The organism is Actinoplanes sp. NPDC049548, from assembly GCF_040676695.1.
Classification (GTDB): Bacteria; Actinomycetota; Actinomycetes; order Mycobacteriales; family Micromonosporaceae; genus Actinoplanes.
The window spans coordinates 156,641-179,361 of record NZ_JBFAPM010000018.1 but is presented as its reverse complement, the minus strand read 5'-3'; the positions used below and the strand labels follow the sequence as shown (position 1 = coordinate 179,361).

At 72.2% G+C, this 22,721-nt stretch carries 21 protein-coding genes; 9 read left to right on the top strand and 12 right to left on the bottom strand.

The window, feature by feature from the left end:
* Positions 1–3: 3 nt before the first annotated feature.
* The 3 genes from AB0J80_RS29555 (at position 4) to AB0J80_RS29545 (ending at position 2,740) form a co-directional block, all read left to right on the top strand.
* Positions 4–1,242, top strand: coding sequence for an ROK family transcriptional regulator (locus tag AB0J80_RS29555; protein WP_364711305.1), 1,239 nt, complete (start codon positions 4–6; stop codon positions 1,240–1,242).
* Between the two features lie 6 nt (positions 1,243–1,248).
* Entirely contained in the window at positions 1,249–1,881 is a 633-nt protein-coding gene (locus AB0J80_RS29550) for a hypothetical protein (RefSeq protein ID WP_364711303.1), read from the top strand.
* 508 nt (positions 1,882–2,389) lie between these two features.
* Entirely contained in the window at positions 2,390–2,740 is a 351-nt protein-coding gene (locus AB0J80_RS29545) for an STAS domain-containing protein (protein WP_364711301.1), read from the top strand.
* Between the two features lie 200 nt (positions 2,741–2,940).
* Here the strand turns inward: AB0J80_RS29545 and AB0J80_RS29540 are convergent, their stop codons facing one another.
* From AB0J80_RS29540 to AB0J80_RS29530, 3 genes are all read right to left on the bottom strand, one after another.
* Positions 2,941–3,744 (bottom strand): ABC transporter permease subunit, encoded by an 804-nt coding sequence (locus AB0J80_RS29540; protein ID WP_364711299.1) that lies wholly within the window; start codon positions 3,742–3,744, stop codon positions 2,941–2,943.
* The gene (locus tag AB0J80_RS29535) at positions 3,741–4,661 is read right to left on the bottom strand and encodes an ATP-binding cassette domain-containing protein (RefSeq protein ID WP_364711297.1); all 921 of its coding nucleotides are present in this window, start codon (positions 4,659–4,661) and stop codon (positions 3,741–3,743) included. Before AB0J80_RS29535 ends, AB0J80_RS29540 begins: the two co-directional genes overlap by 4 nt.
* A 222-nt stretch (positions 4,662–4,883) precedes the next feature.
* Complete coding sequence (locus tag AB0J80_RS29530) at positions 4,884–5,393, bottom strand: DUF3455 domain-containing protein (RefSeq protein ID WP_364711295.1); 510 nt, start codon at positions 5,391–5,393, stop codon at positions 4,884–4,886.
* 116 nt (positions 5,394–5,509) lie between these two features.
* Between AB0J80_RS29530 and AB0J80_RS29525 the strand changes: the two genes are divergently transcribed.
* The 4 genes from AB0J80_RS29525 to lepB all read left to right on the top strand — a co-directional run bounded on the left by AB0J80_RS29525 (position 5,510) and on the right by lepB (position 9,620).
* Positions 5,510–6,571, top strand: coding sequence for a LacI family DNA-binding transcriptional regulator (locus AB0J80_RS29525; protein ID WP_364711293.1), 1,062 nt, complete (start codon positions 5,510–5,512; stop codon positions 6,569–6,571).
* Between the two features lie 158 nt (positions 6,572–6,729).
* Positions 6,730–8,553, top strand: coding sequence for a ricin-type beta-trefoil lectin domain protein (locus tag AB0J80_RS29520; RefSeq protein ID WP_364711291.1), 1,824 nt, complete (start codon positions 6,730–6,732; stop codon positions 8,551–8,553).
* Positions 8,554–8,592: 39 nt separating this feature from the next.
* A complete protein-coding gene (locus AB0J80_RS29515) occupies positions 8,593–8,919 on the top strand; it encodes a PadR family transcriptional regulator (protein WP_364711289.1) in 327 nt (108 codons plus the stop codon).
* Positions 8,916–9,620, top strand: coding sequence for a signal peptidase I (gene lepB / locus AB0J80_RS29510; RefSeq protein ID WP_364711287.1), 705 nt, complete (start codon positions 8,916–8,918; stop codon positions 9,618–9,620). Before AB0J80_RS29515 ends, lepB begins: the two co-directional genes overlap by 4 nt.
* Here lepB and AB0J80_RS29505 read toward each other — a convergent pair.
* Both AB0J80_RS29505 and AB0J80_RS29500 read right to left on the bottom strand, forming a co-directional pair.
* Positions 9,617–10,309: a hypothetical protein gene (locus AB0J80_RS29505; RefSeq protein WP_364711284.1), complete on the bottom strand. Its 693-nt coding sequence runs from the start codon at positions 10,307–10,309 to the stop codon at positions 9,617–9,619. The two genes, lepB and AB0J80_RS29505, sit on opposite strands and share 4 nt — an antisense overlap.
* A gap of 19 nt (positions 10,310–10,328) precedes the next feature.
* The gene (locus AB0J80_RS29500; protein WP_364711282.1) at positions 10,329–11,948 is read right to left on the bottom strand and encodes a BTAD domain-containing putative transcriptional regulator; all 1,620 of its coding nucleotides are present in this window, start codon (positions 11,946–11,948) and stop codon (positions 10,329–10,331) included.
* 164 nt (positions 11,949–12,112) lie between these two features.
* Here AB0J80_RS29500 and AB0J80_RS29495 point away from each other — a divergent pair, with 164 nt between their 5' ends.
* Complete coding sequence (locus tag AB0J80_RS29495; protein WP_364711280.1) at positions 12,113–13,306, top strand: hypothetical protein; 1,194 nt, start codon at positions 12,113–12,115, stop codon at positions 13,304–13,306.
* 36 nt (positions 13,307–13,342) lie between these two features.
* Here AB0J80_RS29495 and AB0J80_RS29490 read toward each other — a convergent pair whose 3' ends face one another.
* The gene (locus AB0J80_RS29490) at positions 13,343–14,647 is read right to left on the bottom strand and encodes an ABC transporter substrate-binding protein (RefSeq protein ID WP_364711277.1); all 1,305 of its coding nucleotides are present in this window, start codon (positions 14,645–14,647) and stop codon (positions 13,343–13,345) included.
* Complete coding sequence (locus AB0J80_RS29485; protein ID WP_364711275.1) at positions 14,644–16,026, bottom strand: diguanylate cyclase; 1,383 nt, start codon at positions 16,024–16,026, stop codon at positions 14,644–14,646. Before AB0J80_RS29485 ends, AB0J80_RS29490 begins: the two co-directional genes overlap by 4 nt.
* Positions 16,027–16,166: 140 nt before the next feature.
* On the opposite strand from AB0J80_RS29485, the gene AB0J80_RS29480 reads away from it, so the two are divergent.
* Positions 16,167–17,435, top strand: coding sequence for an ABC transporter substrate-binding protein (locus AB0J80_RS29480; RefSeq protein ID WP_364711273.1), 1,269 nt, complete (start codon positions 16,167–16,169; stop codon positions 17,433–17,435).
* Between the two features lie 12 nt (positions 17,436–17,447).
* On the opposite strand, the gene AB0J80_RS29475 is transcribed toward AB0J80_RS29480, so the two are convergent.
* The 5 genes from AB0J80_RS29475 to AB0J80_RS29455 form a co-directional block, all read right to left on the bottom strand.
* On the bottom strand, positions 17,448–18,089 hold the full coding sequence (locus AB0J80_RS29475) for a DJ-1/PfpI family protein (RefSeq protein ID WP_364711271.1): 642 nt from the start codon (positions 18,087–18,089) through the stop codon (positions 17,448–17,450).
* 16 nt (positions 18,090–18,105) lie between these two features.
* Entirely contained in the window at positions 18,106–19,038 is a 933-nt protein-coding gene (locus AB0J80_RS29470; RefSeq protein ID WP_364711269.1) for a GlxA family transcriptional regulator, read from the bottom strand.
* Between the two features lie 69 nt (positions 19,039–19,107).
* Positions 19,108–20,301 (bottom strand): EAL domain-containing protein, encoded by a 1,194-nt coding sequence (locus AB0J80_RS29465; protein WP_364711267.1) that lies wholly within the window; start codon positions 20,299–20,301, stop codon positions 19,108–19,110.
* Between the two features lie 88 nt (positions 20,302–20,389).
* Positions 20,390–21,238, bottom strand: a complete 849-nt coding sequence (locus tag AB0J80_RS29460; protein WP_364711265.1) for a hypothetical protein — start codon at positions 21,236–21,238, stop codon at positions 20,390–20,392.
* 39 nt (positions 21,239–21,277) lie between these two features.
* Entirely contained in the window at positions 21,278–22,492 is a 1,215-nt protein-coding gene (locus AB0J80_RS29455) for a GAF domain-containing SpoIIE family protein phosphatase (RefSeq protein ID WP_364711262.1), read from the bottom strand.
* Positions 22,493–22,721: the final 229 nt, after the last annotated feature.

The window sequence follows — 22,721 nt, the reverse complement described above, 5'->3', positions numbered from 1 at the left end:
ACCATGACAGGCACACCCTCACCGGGCACCCCCGAGTTCCTCCGCGCCCACAACGACCGGGCCGCGCTCGGGCTGTTCATCACCCACGGCACCCTCACCCGGACGCGGCTCGGCGAACTGACCGGCCTCAGCAAGGTCACCGCGTCCCAGATGGTCGAGCGGCTCACGACACGCGGCCTCATCCGCACCCTCGGCACCGACGACGACGGCAAACGCGGCCCTAAAGCGAAGGTGTACGCCCTCGACCCGCGCTGCGCCCACGTCATGGCCGCCGAACTCACCCCCGACGGCCTCGCCATCGCCTGCGCCGACATCACCGGGGCCATCGTCTCCCGCGCGACCGTACGGTTCGAGGAGGCACCGGACCCCCTCGCGACGGCCCACGCCGCCGTCGAAGCCGCGGCGAAGGAAGCGGGCCTCGACGTGAGCGCCATCGACGGCATCGTCATCGGCACACCCGGGGTGATCGACCCGCTCACCGGCGAGGCCGGCTACACCTCCGACCTCCCCACCTGGACGGGCCGCCTGCGCGCCGAACTCCGCACGGCATCCGGCAAACCGGTCCAGCTCGCCAACGACGTCAACCTGGCGGCCGTAGCGGAAGCCCAGGCCGGGGCGGCCGTGGGTCAGCCGGACTTCGCCCTGTTCTGGATCGGCCGCGGCGTCGGACTCGCGACGGTGGTGGGCGGGCGGGTGCTCCGGGGAGCGCACGGGGCGGCCGGGGAACTCGGATACCTCCCGGTGCCGGGCTGCGAAGTGCCGCGCAACCCGGCGCGGCCGGAGGTCCGGGGCGGGATGCAGAGCCTGATCGGGGCGGAGGCCGTGCTGCGGCTGGCGGCGGAGCACGGCATCGAAGCGGGCGACGCGGCCGAGGCCGTCCGCTCAGCCGTCGAGAAGGTCGCAGCCGCTGAGCCCGCGGCCGGCGCCGCTGGACTCCCCATCGAAGGCTCGCGTTCCTCGGGCGGGCGTTCCTTTCTCGACGAGCTGGGGCGGCGGATCGCGTTGGGTGTGGCAGCCTGCTGCGCGATCATGGATCCGCCGCTCGTGGTGCTGGCCGGACCGATCGGCACGACCGGCGGCGAGCTCCTGGCCGACATCGTCCACCGTGAGACGACGGCCATCACCCTCGCCGGGCCCGACATCGTTCCCACTGAGACGACGGATGCGCCCGTACTGCAGGGAGCCCTGTTCCTCGCGCTGGACAGCACGCGCAAACGGCTCCTCGATTCCATCGCGGAGTAGCCGCCCATGCCGAACACCCCAGCGCTCCTGCACGCCGCCGAGGCCGCGTGGGCGGCTGTGCGCGTACGCCACTGCGACCTGCCCGCGGCCGACGCCGCCATCGCGTACGTTCCGCAGCGCGGTCCGTGCGGGCAGCAGGTGTTCGCGCTCGCCCGGCTGAAGGCCGGAGCGGGCCTGCCGACCGGTCTCGAGGCCGGGGCGGACGGTGAGAGCCCCGTGCACCTGGCGGTCAACCGGCACGGAGTTCTGGACGCCGCCGGGGCCATGGCGGACGTCCTGCACCAGGCGGCACACATCCTCGCCAAGATCCGCCGTCTGGACGACACCGGAAGCGCCGGGCGCTACCACCGCCGCGAGTTCGGCCTCCTCGCGGAGGAGCTCGGGCTGCACGCCGAGATCGTCTCCAACCGCGGATGGGTGCGGACGAGTCTCCTTCCCCGCACCGCGGCGATATATCGGCACAGCCTGAACGAGCTACGAGCGGCTTCCCAGCCACCCCCACCCCGCACCACGAACGGCAACTACCTGGTAGCGCGGTGCAGCTGTCCCCGCCGGATCCGCGTGGCGCCGGGCATCTTCCGCCAGGCACCGATCCGCTGCGCCGGCTGCGGCGCGGACTTCGAGTCCCAGAGCGCGTGACGGATGCGGGCTGCACCGAGCGCTACGCTTCGGCCGAGCCTGCTCCCCCGGCGGCGGTCGGCCCGGCGCCACCGCAGGCGGCGGCAAGCGCTCAGCCGTCAGCAGGCCGCGTCAGCCGACCCCGAGACAAACGGCGCGGCGCGGGCGAACGCTCAGCCGTCAGCAGCCAGCGGCAACCGCGGCAAGGAGTCGCCACGGCGGCTCCAGAGGGCGGTGGCGGTCGGTGGCCCACGGTGATCTGCGACGAGCCCGCCCCGGGCCCGAACGCCGCGGCCGGTGAGGTCGCTCCCGATCGTCGGCGATCCGCCGCAGCCAGCAGGCGTCGGCGCGCGGCGGCCTCATCGGCGGCCTTCGATGCGACGGCGGGATCGGCGTCGCCGTCCCGGGGCGATCGGGCCTGTGAGCTGCCGCTCTCCGGTCGCGGGATGGCTCGGCCTGGCGCAGGATGGGACGGGGGGCTCGGATCGGCCGGGCCTTCGGCAGGCCGGATGCACGGAGGGAGCGGATCGTGGGCGAAGCCGTCGTGGACACCACCCGCACGGAGAGCCAGACCGTCGTCCGCGTGCGCGGCGAGCTCGACATGGACACCGCCGCGTCGCTTCGGCAGGTGCTCGTCGACCAGGTCGAGCGTGGCGGCCTGCGGGAGCTGGTCGTCGACCTGGCGCATCTGATCTTCATGGACTCGACGGGCATCGGCGCGCTCGTGGCCGGGTACGGCGCCGCTCAGCAGGCCGGCGTCCGTTTCGTCGTTCGCAACCCGAGTGAGTTCGTGTATCGGCAGCTCGCCATCACGGGACTGGCCGAGCTTTTCGGCTGTCCGGGCCCGACGTCGCGCCGTCACACCACCGCGCCCGGCTGAGGACTCTCCATAGCCCCCGCAGCGCATCGTCATCATTGCGCTGGTCAGATAGTGCGTGACAAGCAAGTTCTGAACAGCGACCGTCGCCGGAACAGGTCCCCGAAGGACGCCTGCCAGGCCTGGCGGAGCCGCCGAGGCGAATCCCGTGCCGGCTCGGGTTCGAACCGGCACGGGCCCCCGGGTCATGGACGCGTCAAGGGTCATACGTCGCGGCGGCGCAGTGCCCAGGCCGCCATGCCGAGCACGATCGCGGTGTAGAGGCAGAACAGTCCGAAGCCGGCCCACGGACCGAGCGTCACCGGATCGTGGTGCACCGCGCTGATGGCGGCGCCCGCCGGGGTCGGCAGGTAGCGGTAGGCCGCGTCGGACAGGGACTCCGGGAGCAGGCCGAGCACCAGCTGGGGCGCGAACAGCAGGCCGAACAGCGCCGAGATGCCGCCCGCCGTGTTGCGGGTCAGGGCGCCCAGGCCGAGGCCGAGGAGACCGACCGCCGTCAGGAACAAGGCGCTGCCGAGCACGGCGCGCATGACGCCCGGTTCGCTGAGGGTGGTGTCCAGGTGCTCGGCCGACAGGACCGACTGGCCGGCGAGGAACGACACCAGCACGGTGGGGACGCAGAGCATCAGGGCTGCGAGGCCGAACGCCACCGCCTTGCCTCCGAGCACGGGCAGGCGGGTGGGCACCGCGGCGAGGGTCACCCGGATCGAGCCGGTCGCGTACTCGCCCGAGATGAGGAGCACGCCCAGGACCCCGAGGGCGAACGGGGCCAGCTGCACGCCGGCGAGGCTCACGGATGTGGGGTCGAAGCTCTCGGGGTCTGCCGGTGGGCGGGCGACACGGAGGGTCGCGTACGCGAGCCCGACGCCGACCACGAGTGCGACCGTGGCCACGAGGCACCAGGCCGTGGACGGCAGTGAGCGCAACTTGGTCCACTCAGAGTGGATGACCCGGAGGAGGGTGACGCGCTGGTCGCCCCGGTACCGGGGAAGGGCACCGGTCGTCATGCCGTCACCTCCGTGGTGGTCGCCCGGTACTCGACGGCGTCGCGGGTCAGGTCGATGAATGCCTCTTCCAGTGAGGCCTGCTGGGCCGCGAGCTCGAGCAGCGTGATGCCGGCCGCTGCGGCGGCCGTCCCGATCTGGTCGGTGGTCAGGCCGGACACGGTGAGGGTGTCGCCCGGTTCGGCCGTGATGTCGACGTCGGGGGCGGACAGGCGGACGGCGAGGGCGTCCGGGCGGGTGGTGCGGACCCGTACCACGCTGCGGCTGTGGGATCGGACGAAGTCCGTCACGCTGGTGTCCGCGATCAGGCGGCCGCGGCCGATGACGATGAGGTGCTGGGCGGTGAGCGCCATCTCGTTCATCAGGTGCGAGGAGACGAACACCGTCCGGTCCTCCGCGGCGAGTACGCGCAGGAGGGCGCGCACCCAGCGGATGCCTTCGGTGTCGAGGCCGTTGAGCGGTTCGTCGAGAACGATCGTGCGCGGGTCGCCGAGCAGGGCCGTGGCGATGCCGAGGCGCTGTCCCATGCCGAGCGAGAAGGTGCCGGCGCGCTTACGGGCGGTTGCCGACAGGCCGACGGCCTCGATGACGTCGTCGACCCGGGAGCGGCGGATGCCGCTCGTGCGGGCGAGGGCCAGCAGGTGGTGGTACGCGCTGCGTCCCGGGTGGACCGAGCGGGCCTCGAGCAGCGCCCCCGCCTCCCGCAGCGGCGCGGTGTGGTCGCGGTAGGGCTTGCCGTTCACCAGCACCGAGCCGCTCGTGGGCGTGTCGAGCCCCAGGATCATCCGCATGGTCGTGGACTTGCCGGCCCCGTTCGGGCCGAGGAAGCCGGTGACGCTGCCCGGGCGTACGGTGAAGGTCAGCCGGTCGACGGCGAGCTTGTCGCCGTATCTCTTCGTGAGGCCGCGTGCCTCGATCATTGTTGTCGCCCCTCGGGTCGTGTGCTGGCGCTGTTCACGCTGCCAGGACCGGGGCTCGGTGTAACTGGGGCAACCTGTGGCATCGAACTGCGGTTTTCCACAGTCGGTGGGGTGGCCCGGCTACCACCGCTGGATCACCGGGCCACCACCTCCCACCGGAGGTACCGCCATCATGACGGGCCGCGCGAAGGCCACGGCCGCACGCTGCCCGATCGACTGGGATCAATTACCCCAGAAGACATAGTTGGCCTTGTACGGCACGGCGGTCTTCTCCCCGTCCGTGCACGGCGTGGCCGGCGGGGCGCCGCCCGCCGTGTTCATCCGCTGGATGTGCGTCACCGTGCTCAGCATCCCCTGGCCGGAGTGGGACTTCACCTCCAGCAGCAGCTCGGGGATCGCCCCGGGGACCGGCGACGAGGTCACCACTCCCGCGGTGATCGCGGAGCCGTCGGCCTCCGACTGCCACGTCGGGCCGCCGAAATGGTGGATCCGGCGGTTCGCGCCGTCGTACAGGGCCGCTTCGGGTACGGAAGGAGCGGCGAACTTCCCGCCGGCACAGGTGTAGGTCTGCGTGCCCTCGCCGACCACGAACATGCCGATGACCTTCAGCCCGTCCGGCGGCTGGAGCCCGCCCGGAGCTTCGGCCGCCGACGCCTGGTAGGTGACCGCGGAGACGCCGGCCACGACCACACCGGCCGCAGCGACAGCGATTTTCCTCTTGAGAGTGCTCATGCCGTCGAGTACGCGGTGTCACCGCGAGGCGGATCGGCCCCGGCGGGAAGGCTGCCCCTCGAGGCACCCGACCATGACCGAACACCTGAAACGAACTGAAACGTTAGACTCCGGCCATGAAACGTGACGTGAAACAGGCGAAGGGGCCGGCGCCGCGCGGCGCGACGGTCCGGGACATCGCCGCGGAGACCGGGCTCTCGATCGCCACCGTGTCGCGCGTACTGAACGGCTACGCGCACGTCGCACCGCACACCCGCGAGCTGGTTCAGGCGGCCGTGGAACGCCTCGGTCCGCGCGCTCCCCGTCCCCGCGCCACGTCCGCCCACGCCCCGGCCACCGCCCGTGCCGCGGTCTTCGTGCGCTGCCCGTACCAGCTCACCGACTACTTCGGGCTCATCGTCTCCTCGATCGCCGAGACGTTGCAGCTGCACGGCCGCCACCCGATCCTGGACGCCGGCCAGCTGGCGCAGCGCGAGGCCGTGCTGCCCACCCTGCCGGCCCAGGCCGGGGTGGGTGGCGCGATCCTGATCCTGCCCCCGGAGCCGGGGGACGAGCTCGAGAACCTGAGGAGGGTCGGCTTCCCCTTCGTCGTGGTCGACCCGCGCACGCCACCGCCGCGCGACATCGCGGCCGTGTCCGCCGCCCATGCCTCCGGCGGGCACGCCGTGACGGAGCACCTGCTGCACCTCGGGCACCGCCGCATCGGCGTGCTGGCCGGCCCCCAGAACTGGCTCGCCGGCAAGGCCCGCCTGGCCGGCCACACCGCCGCACTGGCCGACGTCGGTCTCCTCACGGACCCGACGCTCGTCCGCTCCGCCGAGCCCACCACCCAGTTCGGACATCAGGCCGCCGGCGAGATGCTCGACATGCCGGATCCGCCGACCGCCATCGTGTGCTTCAACGACAAGGTCGCGGTCGGCGTGTTCGCCGCGGCCTCGGAACGCGGGCTCAAGGTGCCGGGCGATCTGTCCGTCACGGGATTCGACGACATCGACCTCGCGAAGGCGACGACGCCTCCCCTGACGACGGTGCGTCAGCCGCTCGAGGAGATGGGGCGCATCGCGGTCGGGCTGATGATCCGTCTGCTGGAGCAGCACCAGCTCGAGGCGCTCCATGTGGAGCTGGCGACCGAGCTGGTGGTCCGCGGTTCGACCGGACCGGCGCCCGTGAGCGACTAGTTACATAGCTTGTTTCATAGAGGGAAGGCTTGACAGCACTCCTTCCGCAGGGTGTCCTTGTTGTTAACGACGTTACAGCGTTGTTACAAACGTTTCAGACCGAGGGATCCCCGGACCACCGCCTCGGTCGTGGCGTACCCCCGCAGGAAGGACCCCCCATGACCCGTCCCCGGCGCCTGGGCGCCATTGGCGCCGCGGTGGCTCTCACCGCGGCCACCGGCGCGTACCTGATCACCGCCGCACCCGCGTCGCTGGCCGCCACGGCGGCGAGCGTGTGGCTCACGACCCCGGACCGCGCGAACCTGCTGACCCAGAAGGGCGACGTGGCGTTCGGAACCTCCGGCAGCGGGCCCGTCATCACGGTGAACCCGAACACCACGTACCAGTCGATGGTCGGCTTCGGCGCCTCGTTCACCGACGCCGCCGCCTGGAACGTCTACAACTCGGCGAGCCGTAACACCATCATGAACAACCTGTTCGGCTCGAACGGCATCGGCCTCAGCTTCGTCCGGCAGCCGATCGGCGCGTCGGACTTCTCCCGGTCCTTCTACACCTACGACGACGGTTCGGCCGATCCCTCGCTGTCCCGGTTCTCGGTCGCCCACGACCAGGCTTACATCCTGCCGCTGCTCACCCAGGCCCGGTCGCTGAACCCCAACCTGACCTTCATGGGTACGCCGTGGAGCGCGCCGGCCTGGATGAAGACCAACAACAACCTGATCGGCGGCTCGCTCAACACCGCCCAGAACGGCACGTACGCCGACTACCTCGTGAAGTTCGTCCAGGCGTACCAGAACGCCGGCGTGCCGATCGGCTACCTGAGCGTACAGAACGAGCCGCAGTTCTCCCCGCCCGGCTATCCCGGCATGCTGATGTCCGCTCAGCAGCAGAGCGACATCATCAACAACCTCGGCCCGAAGCTGCGCACGGCCGGGCTGAGCACCAAGATCCTGGGCTGGGACCACAACTGGGACAACACGTCGTACCCGCAGACCGTGAACACCAACGCGGGCAGCAACGTCGTCGGATCCGCGTGGCACTGCTACGCCGGCGACCCCAGCGCCCAGTCCACTGTGCACAACGCGCAGCCCGCCAAGGAGGTCTTCTTCACGGAGTGCTCCGGCACCGAGTCCTCCGACACGTCGCGGACCTTCGCGGACTCCCTGCTGTGGCAGGGCCGCAACCTCGCCGTCGGATCGACCCGCAACTGGGCGCGGACCGTGTCGCTGTGGAACATGGCCTTGGACACCAATCACGGTCCGGTCATCGGCAGCTGCACCAACTGCATGGGCGTGGTGACGGTCAACGGCAGCTCCGTGACCTACAACGCCGAGTACTACGTCCTCGGCCACCTCAGCAAGTTCGTCAAGCCTGGCGCCGTGCGCATCGACTCCACGGTCCAGGGACAGGGCGGCATCGAGAACGTGGCCTTCCGCAACCCCGACGGGTCGATCGCGCTGGTCGCGGTCAACAGCGGGGGAACCCAGAACTTCCAGGTCTCGTACGGCGGCTCGACGTTCGGCTACCAGCTGCCCGCCGGCGCGATGGCCACCTTCACCTGGCCCGGCAGCGTGACACCGCCCACCACCCCACCGGCCGGCACCACCGGGACGATCACCGGCTACGGCGGCAAGTGCGTCGACGTGGACGGCGCCAACCCGGCGAACGGCACCGTGACGCAGCTCTACACGTGCAACGGCAGCGCCGCCCAGCAGTGGACCGTGGGCAGCGACGGCACGCTGCGCGCCCTCGGCAAGTGCCTGGACGTGGCGGGCGTGGGCACCGCCAACGGCACCCGCGTCCAGATCTGGGACTGCACCGGCGGCGACAACCAGCGCTGGACGGCGACCGGGGGCACTCTGCGCGCCGTGAACTCCGGACGCTGCCTGGATGCCACCGGCGTCAGCTCGGCGGACCGTACGCCGTTGCAGATCTGGGACTGCACCGGCGGCGCCAACCAGCAGTGGAAGCTGCCCGCCTGAGGGGTCGACAAGCATTCTCTAGATATGTAGAGTTTCGGCATGCCGCGCGTCCCGCACACCTCCCCGCAGACGTTGTCGCTGTTCGCAGCGCTGATGGCGGACCCCGCCCGATGGCGTTACGGCTACGACCTCAGCAAGGAGACGGCGCTCGCGTCGGGCACGCTGTACCCGATCCTGATGCGCCTCACCGAGCAGCGCCTGCTCGAGACGAGGTGGGAGCCCTCGGACGAACCGGGTCGCCCGGCTCGTCACCTCTACCGGTTGACCGCGGACGGCGTCGCCCTGGCCGGGCAACGCCTGTCCGCGCGCCGGCCGGTGACGGTCAACCCCAGCGTGCGGACCCGGACCGCGGGTGGTGCGGCATGACGTCCCGGGTACGCGGAGCCGCCCACGCCCTTCTGCGGGCCGCCGTACGAGGCCGGCGGGAGCGCGGCGGCGAGTGGGGCGAGGCGGTGCTGGCCGAGTTCGGTGAGACCCGGGGACGCTGGGAGGCCGTACGCTGGCTGCTCGGTGGCCTTCGCGCGGTCTGGCTGGAACGCCGGGGCCGGATCCGGCAGCTCCCCCGGCACATCCGCATCGGCCGCCGGGTCGCCTCCGTCGCCGTGGTGGGCCTGTTGGGCGGGCTCGTGGTCAACACCTTCGTCGTCACCGTGCACTACATGCCGAGCGGCAGCATGGAGCCCACGCTCGGTGTCGCCAACCGGTACCTCGTGGACCGCATCGGCCACCGGCTCACCGGGATCCACCGGGGCGACGTCGTGGAGTTCACCAAGGTGATCGAGGCCGGTTCCGCCCCACGCACCTTCGTCAAGCGGGTGGTCGGGCTGCCCGGCGACACCATCGAGTGCCGCGACGGCAAGGTGTGGCGCGACGGCAGCCCTCTCGACGAACCGTACCTGTGGGGTGTCGCCGAGGAGGACCGGACCGAGTGCGCGACCGTCACCTTGCGGCGCGGCGAGCTCTACGTCCTCGGCGACCACCGGCTCGTCTCGGTCGACTCCCGCGAGTACGGGCCGATCGACGAGGATTCCGTACGCGGCCGGATGCTCGTGCGCATCCACGGTTAGCGGGCGTCGAGCCCCAGCATCGCCCTGAAGGCCGCGAAGTCGTCGAACGGGAAGTGGCTGTGGCCCAGGTCGCGGTTGGAGTAGCAGCCGTAGTCGCCGCCGAACAGCCAGCCGTGGGTCTGTGAGCGGGTCCAGGCGTACCGGTCCGGCGGGGTGCGGACCATCGACTCGGCGACCCGTTCGGCTTCGGCCGCGTCGAACAGGCCCATCCGGAGGAACCGACCGGCCACCTCGGCACGGTGCGCGGCCAGTCCCGCGGCGTCATCGGTGGCGTGGCCGACGAACCGGCTCAGCAGCAGCTCGGCCAGGTCCGGCGACACGGTGCAGCCGTTCTCCAGCCCGTGGTCACCGGGGTGGGCGCGCATGAACGCCGCCACGGCCGACGCCTCCTCCCGCCGCAGGCACCACGGATGCCAGCGGGCCTGGTCCCAGTGACCGATCTCGTACGCCCACCCGTCGTCGTCCTCGTCCTCGTACTCCTCGAGCACGACGAGGTTCAGCACGTGCAGAGCCAGGCCGAACGACGGCTCCAGGCGCAGCCGGTACCGGCCGCCGACCGGCAGGTAGATCCGCAGATCGTCGCCGAGTTCCTCCTCCAGGAGCTCGCCCTCCTGCTCGAAGTCGCCGTCGAAGGCGTAGGTCCGCCAGAACCGTGCCGTGGCCATCGCCGCGTCGAGAGATTTCTGCATCCCCGCATGCTGCCGGAGATCACCGCGCCGGGACATCCGTGTGTCCACGTACGGTGCGCACGCGGGCCAGCGGGACGACCGGCGCACCCAGCTCCCGCATGCGGCCGGCGTACCGGTGATGGTGCCGGGCCGCCTCGCCGTGCCGCCCGGTGCCGGCGAGCAGGGCGATGAGGCGCAGCGAGCAGTCCTCGTCGTACGGGTCGGCCTCCAGCAGGCGCAGCCACGCGCTGACCGCGCCGTCCACGTCGCCGGCGGCCGCGCGCAGCTCGCCCAGGGCGCGGGCCGCCGCGAGGAACGCGGCCCGGGCCTCGTCGCGCAGCGGGACCACGGGGGCGAGGTCGGGCTCGTCGTCCAGCACCTCACCGGTGTAGGCGTCGACGGCCGCCTCGTACAGGATGCGGGCCTCCTCGGCGCGCCCGGCGCGGGCCGCCGCGGCCCCGGCCGTCACCAGGTGCAGGAAGCCGTCGACGTCCACGCGCAGGTTCGCCGGGTCGTAGCGGACACCCGCAGCGTCGGCGACCACGTAGGTGTCCGCGGGCGCGCGCCGATCGGGGTCGAGAACCTTGCGGAGCACCGACAACGTGATCGACAACCGGTTTGCCACGGACTCCTCCCCCGGCCACAGCAGCTCCCCGAGCGCCTCGCGGGTGGCCGGGCGCCCGCGCCGGGCGACCAGCACCTTGAGCAGGTCGCGCGCCTTGCGGCTCTGCCAGGAGGCCACCGGCACGGTACGGCCGTTGAGCAGCACCGTGAAGGTGCCGAGCACCCGGACGACCGGGGCGGCGTGCAGCCGCCCGGCCAGCGACCGGGTGCCCGAGGCCGGGTCGGACCCCAGCGTGCGCAGCCGGTCCTCGGCGACGACCTCGGCCGGCCGGCCTTCGAACCGGGCCTTCGCGAGGACGACCCGGGCCTGCGATACCGGGTCGCCGACGTCCTTCCACATCGCCGCCGCGTCGCTCAGCCGCTGTGGGGCGCCGACCGGGCCGCCGGCCATGGCCGCGAGCTCCAGGCCTTCGGCCAGGGCCGTGAAGTTGCGCTGCCCGCGCGCCAGCTCCAGCGTGCGGTCCGCGTGTGCGGCCGCGGCCCCGCGGTCGCCGGCGGCGAGCGCGGCCCAGCCCGCCGCGGCTTCCGCGACGGCCGCGGTCAACCCGGTCGCCCCCGCGAGGGCCTGCTGCGCCACCGGGAGGGCCGCGTCGTCGCCGAGGGCGGCCAGCACCCTCGCGAGCCCGGACAGCGCGGGCACCAGGGCCTGCGCGTTGCCGGCCGTCGTGGCGACCTCGACGGCCTCCTCGTACGACGCGCGCGCCGGCAGCGGGGCACCGCTCAGCTCGTACGCCTCCCCCAGCCCGGTCAGCGGATAGGCGACACTGCCGGCGCCGGAACGCTGCAGGGTCACGGAGGCGGCGCGGAAGCCGTCGCGCGCCTCCCGCAACCTGCCGGTGCGCAGCAGCAACTGGGACCGGTTGTGCTGGACCAGGCCGAGGATCGCGGGATGCACCTCGGGGTGGCCACCCGCGACCGCGAGCGCCGCGTCGAGCTCGGCCAGCGATCCGGTGACGCCGGGCCGGCCGGTACGGCTACTCCGTACCCGGTACGGGCGTCCGCACGCCGAACGCCGACCTGTGGGGCGAGGCGGCACGCGCGTACACGCTCACCGCCATCCAGAACCCGGACTTCGCCGCCACCGAGGGCGACGCGCGCGCCGACCAGATCCTCGCCGCCGGACGGCAGATCCGCGACACCGCGAAGCGGTTCGGCGCGCCTGACGCGCCGGGCAGCGGCGACTGGGTCGCGACCAACGCGTTGTTCCGCGGCCTGCTCGACGAGAACGCCGACGCCCGGGGCCGCTTCCTCGCGAGCCTGAGCCGCCTCGAGCCCGAGGTCATGGCCCGCAACCGGCCGCTTCGGCTGTGGGACTCGGCCGACCAGTCCGTGGACCTCGGCCGGATCTCGACCAATCCCACCGACGGGTCCGTCAACCGGCTCACCGCCGTTCCCGCCACGATCGGCGGCTGCGCGGGCCAGCCGGGCACGATTCCGACCCCGGACTTCGTCACCGGCCGGAACCTGCCCCACCCGTTGCTGCTCGGCCTGTACGCGGGCGGCTGGGCGTACTCGGTCTGCTGGGACGACGCACGATGGTCCGCGGGTCGCAACGTGGCGGGACAGACCCATCAGATCCACGACCCTCACGACGGCGGTGCCGTCGTGTTCATCAGGGACTGGAAGCGGGTGGAGGACCGGATGGTCGACATCAAGGAGTACGTGACCTCGCCCGGCCCGTCCGGCAAGGTGCTCGGCCGGACCACGACCGGCCGCAGCCAGCGCGTCGTGTGCAGCTGGACCCAGGAGGCCGGCGACCCGCCCGCCGTACCCGCGCGCTGCACCGGCCATCCGGCCGACGGCGCCATAGCCGACCGCGGCTTCGGTGCGACGGAACCGGGTGTCAGCCCGGCCGGGGCGGGGGTGGCGCCGGCCGAGGCGCTGCTCGACGAGCGCCGGGCGCAGTACTTCGACCTGGTCGCGGACAAGCTGCAGGCCGGGGCGCTGCCCGAGGCGCGGGCGCTGAACACGAGCCTGCGCCTCGTCCAGGCCTACACCGACCTGGGCTTCCCGCGGGCCAAGGAGACCGACGAGCAGCTCAGTGCCCTGGTCTACGGCAGCGACGCGCTGCCGGCCGACCTGCCCGGCACGATGTCGCTACGGCTGACGTACCGGCGGGCCGCCGCGAACCTGCGCGCCGGCACGCCGGCCACCCAGGACCAGCCGCGACTCGGTGCCTCCTGCCTGCCCGCGGGCGGCGCCGACGGCGATCCGGTCGCCGCGTGCGTGTCGCGCGTCGGCCGGGACCGGGCCGCGGCGCTGCTGGACCGGTACGAGGTGCACTCGCGGGCCGTCCATCGCCACGAGGAGGTGCAGACGCTGCCGCTGGTGGACGAGGCGATCGACAATCTGCAGCTGGTCAAGGCGTACGTGCGGGCGCACCACGCCGGCTGACGAGGCGCCGCTGACACCCGGCCCGGGCGCCGGGTGTCAGCGGGGCCAGGTGGTCTCTATGTGGTGCAGAGTCTTCTCGGTGTCCGCGCCCTTGACCCACTCGGTCATGCCGGTCCAGAACGTCCCGGCGCCCACCGCCGCCGGCATCAGGTCCGAGCCGTCGAAGCGAACGGTCACCGACGCGTCGGTGAGCAGGCCGGCCGAGAGCTTCTCCACGGACGTCTGCGCGTTCGCCGGGTCGAACCCCTTGTTGGCACTCACCGCGCCACCGATCCGAGCCCGCTCGTTCGCCCAGTCCGGCGTCGACAGGTACGCCGTCACCGCCTGCACTTCGGGTCGCTCGGTGAACGCGCCGACGAACTCGCCGGCCACCAGGAGCTGCCGGCCCTTGGCGGGGTCGACGGGCGGCAGCGCGAAGGCGAAGATGTCGCCGTCGGGGGCGATTGTCGCGCTCTTGGGCCACTCGTCGGCGTAGAACGACGCCTGCCGGTACATCGCGCATTTTCGTTCCAGCACCGGCAGGCCGGCCTCCTTGAAACCGGTGGTGACGATGCTCTTCACCCCGCCCTGGACGTAGGCCGGGTTGCGCACGATCTGCCCGACGCGGTCCAGCGCCTGGGCCACCCGCCGGTCGTCGAACGGGATCTTGTGTCCTACCCACTGGTCGTAGACGTCGGCGCCGAACTCGCGCAGCATCACGTCCTCCAGCCAGTCGGTGGCCGGCCAGCCGGTCGCGGCCCCCGACTCGATGCCGACACACCAGGGCTTCATGCCGTCGGCGGCGATCCGGTCGCTCAGCGCGATCATCTCGGCCCAGGTGTTCGGTACGGCGTACCCGCGCGCGCTGAACAGCTTGGGCGAGTACCAGACGAACGACTTCACGTTCGCGGTGTACGGGGCCGCGTAGAGCACGTCGTCGACCGTGCCGTAGCGGCTCCAGTCGGGCGAGAACCACTTGGAGACGTTGGCCTTCACCTGGTCCGAGGCCGGCTTCACCGCTCCCGCCCTCGCCAGGTCGCTGAGCATGCCGGGCTGCGGAAGGATCGCCACGTCCGGCGGGGTGCCCTTCTCGACGCGCTTCCGCAGCTCCGCCTCGAACTCGTCGGTGCCCTCGAAGCGGATGCTGATGCCGGTGCAGTCCTCGAACTCCGCCCAGGACTGCTCGGCCTGCTGGACGCCGAGGCCCCGGATCGACGAGAACATGCTCACCGAGGTGCCGGCGTGTCCGAGATAGCCGGCGTACGCGTCACAGCCGGACTGGGCCGCCGGGGTGTCGTGCGAGCACCCCGCGGTGCCGGCGAGAAGAACCAGACCTGCTGCAACCGCTGCGCCTAGCCTCATGTCATCGCCTTCAACTGCTCGAATCGAACGACGTTGTGCTTGCCCTGGGCCTTCGCGGCGTACATCGCCACGTCGGCGTCGTGGATGAGGGCGTCGATGTCGGTGTGGCCGTTCCAGAGCGCCACGCCGATGCTGGCCTTGGGGAAGAGCTCCACCTCGGGCAGCAGCAGGGGCTGACCGATGCTGGTGAGCAGCCGTTCGGCCACCTCGTAGGCGTCACTGGGCTTCTCGAACCCGTCGAGCAGCACCGCGAACTCGTCGCCGCCGAGGCGCGCGGCCGTGTCGTCGGGGCGGTGCAGGCCCTCGCGCAGGCGCTCGCCGACGGCCACCAGCAGGACATCGCCCACGCCGTGGCCGTACAGGTCGTTGATCTGCTTGAAGCCGTCGAGGTCGATCAGGATCAGCGCCATGTGCGTGTGGGGACCCGTACGCGCAAAGGCGTCCGTCAGCAGCTCCCGCAGGAGGGCCCGGTTGGCCAGCCCGGTGAGGTTGTCGTGATAGGCCTGATGTTTCAGGCCGGAGAATGCATCCCGCAGCGCGACGAGGGCCTTGTTGAGGGCATGGCCCATCTGCCCGACCTCGTCGTTGCCGCGCACGGTGAGCCGCCGGCTGAAGTCGCCGCGGCCGACCGCCGTGAGCACGTCGACGGCCTCGCGCAGCGGCCGGGACAGCGTGCGCGCCGCCAGCACCGACAGGGTGAAGGCGACGAACGCGCCGGCCACGAGCGACAACAGCATCAGCCGCTCGGTGGCCCGGCTGCTGGACAGCGACGCCCGGGCGCCCGCGGCCACCGATTCGACGAGCTGGCTGAGGACCGCGTCGGCGCGGGTCTTCACCGACCGGGCCACCGCCTCCGAGCGCACCAGCAGGATCGTGGTGGCCTTCTGCCGGTCGCCGTTGCGGCTCGCGTCGAGCGCGGTGTCCCGGGCCGTACGCCAGAGCGTGAGCAGGGACCCGAACGCCTCGAGCGCCCGCGCCTCCGGCCGGGCCAGGTTCAGCTTGTGCAGCTCCTGGAGGTCGATCGTGATCCGCTGGTCCGTCGTCGCGATCATCGACTCGTACTGGTGCCGGTAGAACCCGGGTTCGCTCAGGATGTGCGAGACGACCGCCTCAAGCTGGGCGCCGACGGCGGACCGGGCGTCGGTCATGTGGGAGAGCGCCAGCACATTGGTCCGGTACTGGTAGTCCTGCTGCGCGGCGAGGTCTCTGATGCGCACGAGGCCGGTGACGCCGACCGCGGCGAACACCGACGCGACGACGAGCGCGACGCTCACGATCTTGGTGCTGATCCGCAGGTCCGCGAAGAAGCGCTTGGGGTGCAGGAGGGCGCTGAGCAGGGAGCGGCGGCGTGTGACGGGGCGTGTCGACGTGCTCGGCACCAGCTGCCTCCCTTCACGCACCACCGACTCCGGACTCTTCTCCCATCGGTCGCGGACGCCGCCAATCAAGCGAATGGCTGATCAACGAGTGCGGCGACTACTACGCTGAAAATCGCCGAGGTGGCGGAAAGGGTGGTGCCATGCACCGGCGCCGACGGGGACCGATCATCCTGCTGGTGGGGCTTCTGCTGGCCGTTGTAGCGGCCTGTGGGGGCGGAGGCGACGAGGGCGGAGCGCAGGCGGCCGACAAGGTCGAGGTCTTCTCATGGTGGGACGGCCCGGGCGAGAAGGAGGGCCTGGAGGCCCTGATCGCCTACTTCAAGCGCGACAACCCGACCACCGAGTTCATCAACGCGGCGGTCGCGGGCGGCGCCGGGGGCAACGCGAGAACCGTGCTGAGCAGCCGCCTGGCGGCCGGTGACCCGCCCGACTCGTACCAGACGCACCTCGGCCTGGAGCAGACCGCCGACATCCAGGCCGGCAAGGTCGAGGACCTGACCGCCATGTACCAGCAGAACGGCTGGCGGGACAAGTTCCCCGCGTCGATCCTGGAAGCCGGCACCATCGGCGGCAAGATCTACTCCGTCCCGCTCACGATCCACCGCTCCAACGTGCTGTGGTTCAACCCGCGGACGGTGAAGAGCGCCGGGATCACGAAGCCGCCGACGACGTGGTCGCAGTTCCTGACCGTCGCCGCGAAGCTCAAGGCGAAGAACGTCATCCCGCTGTCGATCGGCCCCAGCTGGACCCAGAAGCACCTGCTCGAGAACGTGCTGCTGGGTGAGCTCGGCCCGGAGAAGTACACCGGGCTGTGGAACGGGAAGACCAGCTGGCGCGGGGCGGACGTCCGGGCGGCGGTCACGATGTTCGACAAGGTGCTCGCCATGTCCGACGTCGACTCGGTCGGCGGGGACTGGCAGTCGGCGCTCGACAAGATGATCACGGGGGACGCGGCGTACACCGTCATGGGCGACTGGGCGGACGCGTACCTGGGCCGGGCCAAGAGCCTGAAGTTCAAGGTCGACTACGACGCGGTCGTCTCCCCCGGCACCAGCGGAGTGTTCAACTTCCTGTCCGACACGTTCACGCTGCCCAAGGGTGCGCCGCATCGGGCCGCTGCCGAGAAGTGGCTTGCCGCCTGTGCCTCCCTCGAGGGCCAGGAGGCGCTCGCCGTCAAGAAGGGCTCCCTGCCGGCGCGCATCGACACCGACAAGTCCAAGTACCACGACTACCTGGCCACGGCCCTGGCGGCCTGGCAGGACCCGGCCACCGTCGTGGTCGGCTCGATGACCCACGGCGTCGTGGTCGACACCGCGCAGAGCGCCGAGGTCGACACCGCACTGGCGGCGTTCGAGGAGAAGGGCGACGCCGGCGCGCTCGTCGAGGCGCTCGCATCGATCTTCGAGTGAGCGCCGCGCCGGTCAGCGGCGGGTGAGGATGAACTGCTTGCGGGCCTGAACAGCAGCGAGCACCTCGGGCGGCGCGTCCTGTGGCGAGCCGGCCCGGTACGGCGGCCGGGGGGCGTACTCGTGGGCGAGCTGGATCGCCTGCGCGACCGCGGCACCGGCGATGCGCCCGGCGAGCGTGAACGCCATGTCGATCCCGGCGGAGACGCCGGCGGCGGTCATGTACTTGCCGTCGGTGACCACCCGCTCGGCCACCGGGACGGCGCCGAGCGGGGCCAGCTGGTCGTGCGCGAGCCAGTGCGTGGTGGCGCGCCGCCCGGTGAGCAGCCCGGCGGCGGCCAGCAGCAGCGAGCCGGTGCAGACGGAGGTCGTCCACGTGCTCGTGCGGTCCACGGCGCGCAGCCAGCGGGAGACGGGGCCGTCGCCCATGTGGTCCCGCTGGCCGGGGCCGCCGGGCACCACCACGACGTCCGGGCGGCCGACCTCGGACAGGGTGTGGTCGGCGGTCAGCGCGAGGCTGCCGACCTCGGTGCGGACCGGCCCGGCCCGCTCGCCGACGAAGACGACGTACGCCCCGGGAAGGTGGCTGAGCACGTCGTACGGGCCGACGGCGTCGAGCGCGGTGAGGCGGTCGAACAACAGGACGGCGATCTGCATGGCGTTCTCCTCCGGTTCAGAATCGGCGGCGGTACTCGCTGGGAGCGACGCCCAGCTCGCGGATGAAGGCGCGGCGCATCGCCTCGGCCGTGCCGTACCCGCAGCGGGCGGCGACCCGGGTCAGCCCGTCGCCGCTCTCCTGCAGCAGGCGTCGCGCCGTCTCCAGCCGTACGTTGGCGACGTAGCGGCCCGGTGTCTCACCCACCTCGGCGGCGAAGGCCCGGGCGAACTGCCGCGCGGAGAGGTTCGCCCGGCGCGCCAGGGTCGCGACACTGAGGTCGGCCTGCGGGTTGTCGGCGATCCACCGTTGGAGCTCGCGCAGGCCCGGCCGGGCGGCGGCCTGGGCGGCCAGCTGGACGCTGAACTGGGCCTGGTCGCCCGGGCGGCGCAGGAACATCACCAGGTGCCGCGCGATGGCGAGGGCGGTCTCGCGGCCGAGATCCTCCTCCACCAGGGCCAGCGCCAGGTCGATGCCGGTGGTGACGCCGGCCGAGGTGGCGACCGGCCCGTCGCGGACGAAGATGGGATGCGGGTCGACCTCGACGTCCGGGTAGCGCCGGGCGAGGGTGCCGCACACCCGCCAGTGCGTGGTGGCCCGGCGGCCGGCCAGCAGTCCCGCCTCGGCGAGCAGGAACGCTCCGCTGCACACCGACGTCACCCGGCGGGCCTGCGGGGCATGGCACCGCAGCCAGTCCACCACCGCCGCGGGCACCTCCCGGGTGCCCTCACCGCCCGGCACGACCACCGTGTCCGGCGCGGCGGCGGCGAAGAGGTCGAGGTCCGGAACGACCACCAGGCCGCTCGACGTCCGCACCGGCCCACCGCCCGGGCTCGCCGTGCTGACGCGGTAGGCGGACGGGCCGGCTCCCGCGAAGACCTCCAGGGGGCCCGTGACGTCGAGGCTCTGGACGCCCTCGAACACGATGATCAGAATGCTGCGGCCGGGCATGACACCAGCTTCGCCGCCCGCCGCGATGTCAGCAATGACGTAGTTCCCACCATTCCTGCCACGTGGCAGTCAGGACGAGACGGCTACCGCGTACTCCTCGCGCAGTTCCTCGGGGCTGGTCGCCCGGCCGAAGAGCCAGCCCTGCCCCAGGCGGACGCCGGCCGCGGTCAGCGCGGCAGCGTCGGACTCGGTCTCCACTCCCTCGGCCACCACGGTGGCGCCGGTGGCCCGCGCGAGTTCCACCAGCGAGGTGGTCACCACGCTGAGCACCGGGTCGGCGCCGATGCCCGTGACGATGCTGCGGTCGAGCTTGATGACGTCGGGGGCGGTGACGACGATGTGCCGCAGCGACGAGAAGCCGGCGCCGACGTCGTCGATCGCCAGCCGCATGCCGCGGGCGCGCAGCGGCGCCAGCACGGCCTTGAGGGCGTCGTAGTCGTCGACCGGCTCGTGCTCGGAGAGCTCCAGCACCACCCGCTCCAGCGGGAAACGCTGCAGCAGCCGGGTGCAGGCCCTGGTCAGCAGAGTGGCCGGCGAGACGTTCATCGTGACGTAGTGCGGTACCCGCTCGAGATGGGCCGCGGCCCGGCGCAGGGCCAGCAGCTCCAGGCGGTGCCCCTCGCCGATGGCGTGGGCGTCGGCGAAGCAGCGGTCCGGGGGCAGGTCCCACTCCCGGGGGAAGCGGCTCAGCGCCTCGGCGCCGACCCGGCGGCGGCTCACCATGTCGACGATCGGCTGGAGCAGGACGACCGGGCCGCCGGCGTCGAGGACCGGCCCGAGGCGCTCGGCGATCTCGGCGTGCCGGGCGTGCTCGCGCAGGCCCGGCTCGATGATCAGTGAGGCGGCGTGGGAGAGGACGTCCATCAGGGCGCGGTCCCGGGTCGTGAGCTCGGGAGTCGCGGAGAAGCCGGCCGCGCAGAAGGTGCCGTAGACGGTACCGTCGCTGAGCACCACCGGCACGGAGACGAAACTGCGCAGCCACGGCACCCGCGCCCCGGGCAGCTTCGAGGCCTCCGGGTACGCGGTGACGTCCGCCATCACCGGCGGCAGCCGCCCGTCCAGCACCGCCTGGCAGAACGAGTTCTCCCGAGGCTGGCTCATCCCGGCCACGAACACGTCGGGGAGCGACGACTCGACGGCCTCCAGGTGCTGCGTCGTGTCGTCCAACCGGGTGAGGAAGGCGAGCCCGAGCCCCAGCGACTTGCGGGCGGTCCGCAACAGGTCGGCGAGCTGCTGCGCCGCCTCCGGGTGCTGCTGGGCCACGGCGCCTCCCCTCGCTGTCCTGCAGACCGTTGCCCCAGGACAATCGGCGGCCCAGCCGCCATCTTGAGCCCGCCGGGCCCTCGAACCGTCACCAACCGCCCTCGAAGAACGCCAGCAGCGCCGGCGCCGGGTGGGCCGCGGTGGTCGTGTTCGCGACGACGACCACGGCGACGACCAGCGGCATCACGACCGACCCCACCCCGTACGCCCCCAGTAACCGCCTCGTCCGCCGCTCGGACCGCCGCGTCGCCGCGAACCTGCGCCACAGCAGCACGCTCAGACCGCCGAGGACGGCCGTCACGACCGCGGCCACCACCGCCATCGCCTCGTGGTAGCGGGCGAAGTCGCTGATCATGACGTCGAGAGCGGGCGGGGTGCCGCCGGTCCCGCCGAGCGAGCCGGCGAGGCTCTGCCGGACCTCTTCGAGGGTTCCGGGCGGCGTACCGGCGCCCGGGCCGTCCGTCAGCAGCGGGAAGAGCGACGCGAAGGGCGCCACCATGCCCTGGACGTTGGCCATCAGCACCGCCGTCGAGAACAGCGTGAGGATCGTGACGAGGACGCCGGCCGACGCGAGACCGGCCCGCCCGGCCGCCGTGCCGGAGCGCAGGAACGCCTTCCAGAGCAGGACGGACAGCGCGCCGAGAACGGCCAGCACGATCGCCGCGATCAGCGCTTTGACCAGGTGGTAGCGGAACCAGTAGTCGACCACGTCGGCCATGCCCGGCGAGAGGTCGCGGCCGCCGGAGCGCCAGTACTCGGCGAACGCCGGGCGGAGAGCCTCGACGAGGTGCCGCTGGTCGTCGAAGCCGGCGCCCGAGCTGCTCCGCACCAGCGCGGGAGGGGCGAGCACGAAGGCGGCGGCGAGGGCCGCGGCGACGACGGCGAGCAGGGCGGGCAGGCGAGCGGGACCTTCCGCGGAGTCCGATCGGTTGACCATCGACGGCAGGCTAGTGCGGGCGGTCAACCCGCGACGGCGTCACTCGCCGGCGCGGCGCACGATCAGCAGGGCGATGTCGTCGATGGGATCCTGGTCGGCGGCGGTCTGCATGAGGCGGTTGCACATGTCCTCGGCCGGGCCCGGTTCCGCGGCGCGGGCGAGCCGGTCGATGCCGACGTCGATCAGCTCACCGCGGCGCTCCACGAGCCCGTCGGTGTAGAAGACGAGCGCTGCGCCGGGCGGCAGGCTCAGCTCGGTGGTGTGGCGGGGGGCCTTGGGCTGGCCCACTCCCAGCGGCCTGTCGACGCGGGCCTGCACGAGCCGCGCGGGCTGCCCGGGCGCCGCGAGCAGGGGCAACAGGTGCCCCGCCGACGAGATGTGCATGGTGGACCGGTCCGGTGCGACGAGGGCGTAGGTGGCTGTCGTGAGGGTTCCGGCCTCGAAGTGGTGGATCTTGCGGTCCAGCGCGGTGAGGACGTCGGCGGGATCGTCACTGATCAGGGCGTACGCCCGCAGAGCGCTGCGAATGCGGCCCATGACGACCGCGGACGGCAGCCCGTGCCCCGAGACGTCGCCGATGACGGCGCCCACCCAGCCGGTCGGCAGCTCGAAGACGTCGTACCAGTCGCCGCCGATGCCGAGGTCGTGACCGGGGATGTAGCGGGCCGCCAGGTCCAGCCCCGCCAGGCTGGGCAGCCGGCTGGGCAGCAGGCTGCGCTGCAGGGCCAGGGCCGCCTGGCGGTCGAGGATCTGCAGCCGCGCCTGGGCGGCCTGGCCGGCCAGGTCCGCGACCAGCTGCAACAGGTGGATGTCCTCCGCGCCGAAGCGCCGCGGTGTGAGCGTGCCGACGTGCATGACGCCGACGAGCCGGCCCCCGGAGATCATCGGCACGCCGAGCAGCGACCGGATCTGCTTGTCGAGCAGCAGGGGGTTGACGACGTCGGCCGGGGTCACGTTGTCGATGATCACCGGTTGCCGCCCGGCGGCGACCCGGCCGGCGAAGCCGCGCCCCACGCGGATGCGGAAGCTGCGCCGCACCTCTTCCTCGAGACCCTTGGCGGCCGTGGCCACCAGCTCGTTGGTGTGCCCGTCGGCGAGCAGGATGACGGCTGTGTCGGCGTTGAGCAGCTCGCGCGCGCGGTCGAGAAGCTCGTCGAGAACCTCGGCGACGTGCAGGTCCGAGAGCGAGGCGTCCGCGATCGAGGCGATACGGCGCAGCCGCTCCTCGTCGCTGACTGGCTCCACGGACGTCACGCACGCAGCCTAGACCCTTGCCTGCCCTGCGTCGGCACCCCTGCGGCTATGCCACCCGGACGTCACACTAGTCGCCCCGCGGCCTCACGCTGCGAGTGCTTAGAATCCGGCTTTTCGGGTACATAGGCCGTCAAAGGCGGGGGTCAGCTCTCGAGCGAAGAGATGCGGGCGCGGTTAGCGCTGTCCGGGCCGGGTAAGGTCGCGGACCGGGAGCTGAGGCTAAGGAGGG

Bases quoted from the DNA above. Each gene is read 5' to 3' on its own strand.
- AB0J80_RS29555 (WP_364711305.1), top strand. From the start codon at position 4: ATGACAGGCACACCCTCACCGGGCACCCCCGAGTTCCTCCGCGCCCAC.
- AB0J80_RS29550 (WP_364711303.1), top strand. From the start codon at position 1,249: ATGCCGAACACCCCAGCGCTCCTGCACGCCGCCGAGGCCGCGTGGGCG.
- AB0J80_RS29540 (WP_364711299.1), bottom strand. From the start codon at position 3,744: ATGACGACCGGTGCCCTTCCCCGGTACCGGGGCGACCAGCGCGTCACC.
- AB0J80_RS29535 (WP_364711297.1), bottom strand. From the start codon at position 4,661: ATGATCGAGGCACGCGGCCTCACGAAGAGATACGGCGACAAGCTCGCC.
- AB0J80_RS29530 (WP_364711295.1), bottom strand. From the start codon at position 5,393: ATGAGCACTCTCAAGAGGAAAATCGCTGTCGCTGCGGCCGGTGTGGTC.
- AB0J80_RS29525 (WP_364711293.1), top strand. From the start codon at position 5,510: ATGAAACGTGACGTGAAACAGGCGAAGGGGCCGGCGCCGCGCGGCGCG.
- AB0J80_RS29520 (WP_364711291.1), top strand. From the start codon at position 6,730: ATGACCCGTCCCCGGCGCCTGGGCGCCATTGGCGCCGCGGTGGCTCTC.
- AB0J80_RS29515 (WP_364711289.1), top strand. From the start codon at position 8,593: ATGCCGCGCGTCCCGCACACCTCCCCGCAGACGTTGTCGCTGTTCGCA.
- lepB (WP_364711287.1), top strand. From the start codon at position 8,916: ATGACGTCCCGGGTACGCGGAGCCGCCCACGCCCTTCTGCGGGCCGCC.
- AB0J80_RS29505 (WP_364711284.1), bottom strand. From the start codon at position 10,309: ATGCAGAAATCTCTCGACGCGGCGATGGCCACGGCACGGTTCTGGCGG.
- AB0J80_RS29490 (WP_364711277.1), bottom strand. From the start codon at position 14,647: ATGAGGCTAGGCGCAGCGGTTGCAGCAGGTCTGGTTCTTCTCGCCGGC.
- AB0J80_RS29480 (WP_364711273.1), top strand. From the start codon at position 16,167: ATGCACCGGCGCCGACGGGGACCGATCATCCTGCTGGTGGGGCTTCTG.
- AB0J80_RS29475 (WP_364711271.1), bottom strand. From the start codon at position 18,089: ATGCAGATCGCCGTCCTGTTGTTCGACCGCCTCACCGCGCTCGACGCC.
- AB0J80_RS29470 (WP_364711269.1), bottom strand. From the start codon at position 19,038: ATGCCCGGCCGCAGCATTCTGATCATCGTGTTCGAGGGCGTCCAGAGC.
- AB0J80_RS29460 (WP_364711265.1), bottom strand. From the start codon at position 21,238: ATGGTCAACCGATCGGACTCCGCGGAAGGTCCCGCTCGCCTGCCCGCC.